The 4555-nt window shown below is 34.7% G+C and carries 5 protein-coding genes; all 5 read left to right on the forward strand.

Features of this window, described 5'->3' with window-relative positions; all coding sequences use genetic code 11:
* Window positions 1–287 precede the first annotated feature (287 nt).
* The 5 genes from Q0W95_RS07875 to Q0W95_RS07530 all read left to right on the forward strand — a co-directional run bounded on the left by Q0W95_RS07875 (window position 288) and on the right by Q0W95_RS07530 (window position 4552).
* Complete coding sequence (locus Q0W95_RS07875; RefSeq protein ID WP_366800496.1) at window positions 288–377, forward strand: topoisomerase DNA-binding C4 zinc finger domain-containing protein; 90 nt, start codon at window positions 288–290, stop codon at window positions 375–377.
* Window positions 378–387: 10 nt separating this feature from the next.
* Window positions 388–1176 (forward strand): nucleoside phosphorylase, encoded by a 789-nt coding sequence (locus Q0W95_RS07515; RefSeq protein ID WP_297791456.1) that lies wholly within the window; start codon window positions 388–390, stop codon window positions 1174–1176.
* Between the two features lie 197 nt (window positions 1177–1373).
* Window positions 1374–2669: a phosphomethylpyrimidine synthase ThiC gene (thiC, locus tag Q0W95_RS07520; protein WP_297791458.1), complete on the forward strand. Its 1296-nt coding sequence runs from the start codon at window positions 1374–1376 to the stop codon at window positions 2667–2669.
* 97 nt (window positions 2670–2766) lie between these two features.
* Window positions 2767–3294: a GNAT family N-acetyltransferase gene (locus Q0W95_RS07525; RefSeq protein ID WP_297791460.1), complete on the forward strand. Its 528-nt coding sequence runs from the start codon at window positions 2767–2769 to the stop codon at window positions 3292–3294.
* Window positions 3295–3397: 103 nt separating this feature from the next.
* Entirely contained in the window at window positions 3398–4552 is a 1155-nt protein-coding gene (locus Q0W95_RS07530; protein WP_297791462.1) for an MFS transporter, read from the forward strand.
* The last annotated feature ends 3 nt before the right edge of the window (window positions 4553–4555 follow it).

Consider the following 4555-nt stretch of genomic DNA (forward strand, 5'->3'; position numbering starts at 1 on the left):
TACACCTGTGTTAGGTCGTCGGCAGCGTCAGATGTGTATAAGAGACAGTTTCCTGTCTTAGTTAAATTATCTATTGCAATATTCATTGCAGCTATTCTAGCGGGATTTATAAATAAGATTGTGTGCTTGACTCTAATAACTGTTGGGATTTGTCAATTGTTAATAAGCAAATCCATAAAATTATATTGGAGTAAGAAGTTATAATAATGATAAATAATTTTTTTTTTCGATATATATGTGGTTTTTTATATACAAACAGCGTTTTTAAATAAGATGATGTATACAAATTGCTAAATGGGAAATATGGGGCATTTCGGGGTTGTTCTAATTTTCCAAAGTGTAAATTTGTTGTGAAAAATATTAATAAGGAGTCTTGAGGATTTGTAGATGACATTGTTTAAGAATGAGTTTCCTATTTTGGAATTTGATGATAGTGGAAGTTCGGTAATAATGCCTAACCATGAGAATTTAGATTTGATTTTGCCCGAGAAATGTGTTTATGGATTTTTGGGAGATGAGATTGATGAATATGCTTTGAAAAATAAGGCCATCAAGGTTTCGGAATTTGTTTCAGCCACAAAACTATATCCAGTTTATGTTACTAAATACAAGGGATACGAAATTTGCTTTAGTCAAGCTCCAGTGGGCTCTGCTGCGGCTGCCCAGTTTTTAGATTGGCTGATTGCTTACGGAGTTAGGGAGATAATATCTACTGGGACATGTGGTTGTTTAGTTGATATAGAAGAATCAGTTTTTGTAATACCTACAAGAGCTCTTAGGGACGAGGGGACTAGCTATCATTATATGAAGCCTTCAAGGTTTGTCGATATTGATAAAAAAGCAGTTGGGGCGATAAAAGATCTTTTTTTGGAAAGAGGAATAAATTATATAGAAACTACGACTTGGACTACTGATGGATTTTATAGAGAAACCGAAGCTATGGTAAAATATAGGGTGGAAGAAGGATGTAGGGTTGTTGAAATGGAGTGTGCAGCTCTATGTGCCCTAGCAAAACTTAGAGATGTAATCTGGGGTGAGATACTTTTTACGGCAGACACACTTTGTGATGTTGAAAATTATGACCAGAGAAATTGGGCTGAGGATACATTATCTTATGCTCTTGAACTAGCTATGGATGTGGTAATAAAGATTCGTAAAGAAAAGAAGATTAAATAAACTTGCAAGGAGATTTGGTATAAAAAATTTTACTTAATCTTCTTTTTCTATTATAATGTATATGTAAATTAATGATCTATGGGAGCTATGTGCTGAGAGGAAGTTCGACTTCGACCATCAAACCGGACAGGATAATGCCTGCAAGGGATGAAGCATGTTTATACTCCTATAAGTATTTTAGGAGGTTTTTTTAATTTATGAAATATAAGACACAGATGGAAGCTGCAAAACATGGTTTTGTAACAGAAGAGATGAAAATTGTTGCCAAAAAAGAAAATGTTAGCGAAGAATTTCTTTTGGACAAAATTGCTAAGGGAGAGATTGTAATTCCAAGAAATAAGAATCATAATTCTATTTCACCTGAAGGAATAGGTAGTGGACTCAAAACAAAAATCAACGTCAACCTTGGTATTTCAAAAGACCTAAATGACCTTGACTTAGAGATGCAAAAAGTTGATATGGCTCTAAAAATGGGTGCTGAATCTATTATGGATTTATCAAATTACGGCAAAACTCAAGAATTTAGAAAAAAACTTATAGAAAAGTCCACAGCCATGATAGGAACTGTACCAATGTATGATGCGGTTGGTTTTTTGGATAAGGGATTAAGTTTTATTAAGGCACATGAATTTTTGGACGTAGTAAGAAATCATGCAGAAAATGGAGTTGATTTTGTAACTATCCACTGTGGAATAAATAGGGCAAATGCTGAAATATTTATGAGAAATAGAAGAGTAAATGAGATTGTATCTCGTGGAGGCTCTCTATTATTTGGATGGATGATGATGAATAATCAGGAAAATCCTTTCTATGAATACTATGATGAACTTTTGGATATCCTAAGAGAGTATGATGTTACCCTTTCTTTGGGAGATTCTCTAAGACCGGGTGGTATCCACGATGCAACAGATCCTGCTCAAATAGCAGAGCTAATCACCTTAGGTGAGCTTACTAAAAGGGCGTGGGAGAAAGATGTCCAAGTAATTATTGAAGGCCCAGGTCATGTTCCAATTAATGATATCGAAATGAACATGAAACTTGAAAAGAAACTTTGCCATAATGCACCTTTCTACGTCTTAGGTCCACTTGTTACAGACATTGCTCCAGGATATGATCATATCACAAGTGCTATTGGTGGAGCAATTGCAGCAAGTCATGGGGCAGATTTCTTATGCTATGTAACACCAGCAGAACACCTTAGACTACCTGATGTGGATGATGTAAAGGAAGGAATTATTGCAGCAAAGATTGCAGCTCACGCAGGAGATATTGCTAAATTAAGCCATGCTAGAGATATTGACCTTGAGATGAGCAAAAGACGTCAAAAACTTGATTGGGAAGGAATGTTTGAATTAGCTATGGATCCAGAAAAATGTAGGGAGTATAGGGCATCATCTCAACCAGAAGAAGAGGGCACATGCACTATGTGTGGAAGCATGTGTTCAGCTAGAAATATGAACCTAATCTTAGAAGGTAAGGACATAGTTTTATAGACTTATAAAATTTATAGCAAACATCTAGGTTAGGATTAAACTTTAGATGTTTGTTATTTTTCTATAAAAACTATTTTATTTTTAGAAAGAAGATTAGATGAAAATAAGAGAAATTGAGACACCAAGACTTTTATTGAGAGGTTTTTGCAAGGAGGATGCCCTTTGGGCTTACAAAATTTGGAATGACCCAGAGATGGGCAAGTATCTTCCAGACAAGGCAATTGAAGGAATAGATGAAGCTTACCTTAAAGAACTTGAACAATTGGGTGATGACGAAGAATGTTGCTATCTGATTCCTGTTCTTAAAGATAGCAAAGAGAGGGTTGGTACTTGTAGTTTTATAATAAGCCCTGATAGGGAAATTTATGATATTGCTTATTGTGTTCACAAAGATTTATGGTGTAAGGGATATGCAACAGAAATTGCCAAGGGATTAATTTCCTTTGCCAAGAAAAATGGTGCAAGCAAGGTAACTATAGAAGTAAACCAAGACAATAAAGCATCAAATCGTGTTGCAGAAAAATGTGGTGGTAAAATTGTCAGCGAAGATGTCTTTGTAAAAAGAGGAACATTAGGTATAAAAAAAACCTACAAGTATGAAATCAATTTAATAGACAAATTTTAATTATTGGGTATATCCTTTATAATTGTATATTTCCATATCAAATAGTATAATTACTTAGCTAGAAGTAGGACTTCTGGCTATTATTTTTGAAAGGAGAATTTATTTGGACAAAGATAAAATATTTTGTTTACCAATTTTTATCCTTATGGCTAGTGTAACCTTCATGGCCATCTCGACTGAGCTAGTTCCTTCTGGAATCTTACCAGAGCTTATGGACGGCTTGGATATTAGCGAAGCTTCTAGTGGAAATTTGGTTGGATTTTATGCCATAGCTAGTGCTGTATTTGGTATTCCTTTGATATCATCCACTGTGGAGTTTTCTAGGAAAAAATTACTTCTTGTTCTACTTATAGGCTTTTCTCTTAGCAATTTACTAGTAGGACTAGCAAGTTCTTACGTCTTTGCTTTGATAGGTAGGATTGTTGGAGGAATATGTGCAGGTGTCTTATGGCCTATGATTGCTGCTTATGGAATGAAGCTTACAGATGAAAAACACAAGGGTCTCGCAGTTACTGTAATAATGAGTGGAACGACTTTTGGGATGAGCCTTGGTATACCATTATTTACATATATCGGCACAAGGATAAGCTGGAGGGCTGAATTTTTTGGTATTGCTCTAGCAATAGCAACCATAGCTGTCGCTTGTTTTTTTATGCTACCCGATGTTTCTGGTGTAAAGAAAGAAAAATCTAACTCACCTCTTACCTTAATCAAGAATAGGGGAGTTTTACTAACAATGTTCCTTACTGCAATAGCATCGATAACAAACTACGGAATATATACTTATATAACTAATTTAATTACATCAATAAATTATAATAGAGGAATAGGATTTGCTCAAATTCTCTTTGGATTTGGGTCAATTTTATCTGTTATAATCGCAGGAAAGGTAATAGATAAGAATATGAGGTATTTGACAGTATTTATGTTTACTTGTTCTTTCTTATCTTTTACAATATTTAGTTTTTTGTCAAACATTAGTATTTTATGCCATACGGCTTTTTTCTTGTGGGGAATAGGTTTTGGAGCACTTGTTGCTCTTTTTCAAACAGCGGTAGCAAGGCAAGTGCCATCCAATGCATCAGTTGTTGCAACTTCCTTGCAATCTGCAACCTTTAACTTTACAATAATGCTTACAAGTTCTTTTTCTGGAGCAATTCTTGCAAAGTGGTCTATGACTCTTTTGCTTGAAATAATGGTAATGTTATTAATTGTTGGGATTTTAGTATCCTTTAACTCAAAGAAAGCCCTAGCATAATAT

This window comes from uncultured Anaerococcus sp. (genome assembly GCF_947253225.1).
GTDB lineage: Bacteria > Bacillota > Clostridia > Tissierellales > Peptoniphilaceae > Anaerococcus.

What these genes read in the sequence shown, in the direction of transcription:
- Q0W95_RS07515 (WP_297791456.1), top strand. Translation starts at nt 388, where the DNA reads ATGACATTGTTTAAGAATGAGTTTCCTATTTTGGAATTTGATGATAGT.
- thiC (WP_297791458.1), top strand. Translation starts at nt 1,374, where the DNA reads ATGAAATATAAGACACAGATGGAAGCTGCAAAACATGGTTTTGTAACA.
- Q0W95_RS07525 (WP_297791460.1), top strand. Translation starts at nt 2,767, where the DNA reads ATGAAAATAAGAGAAATTGAGACACCAAGACTTTTATTGAGAGGTTTT.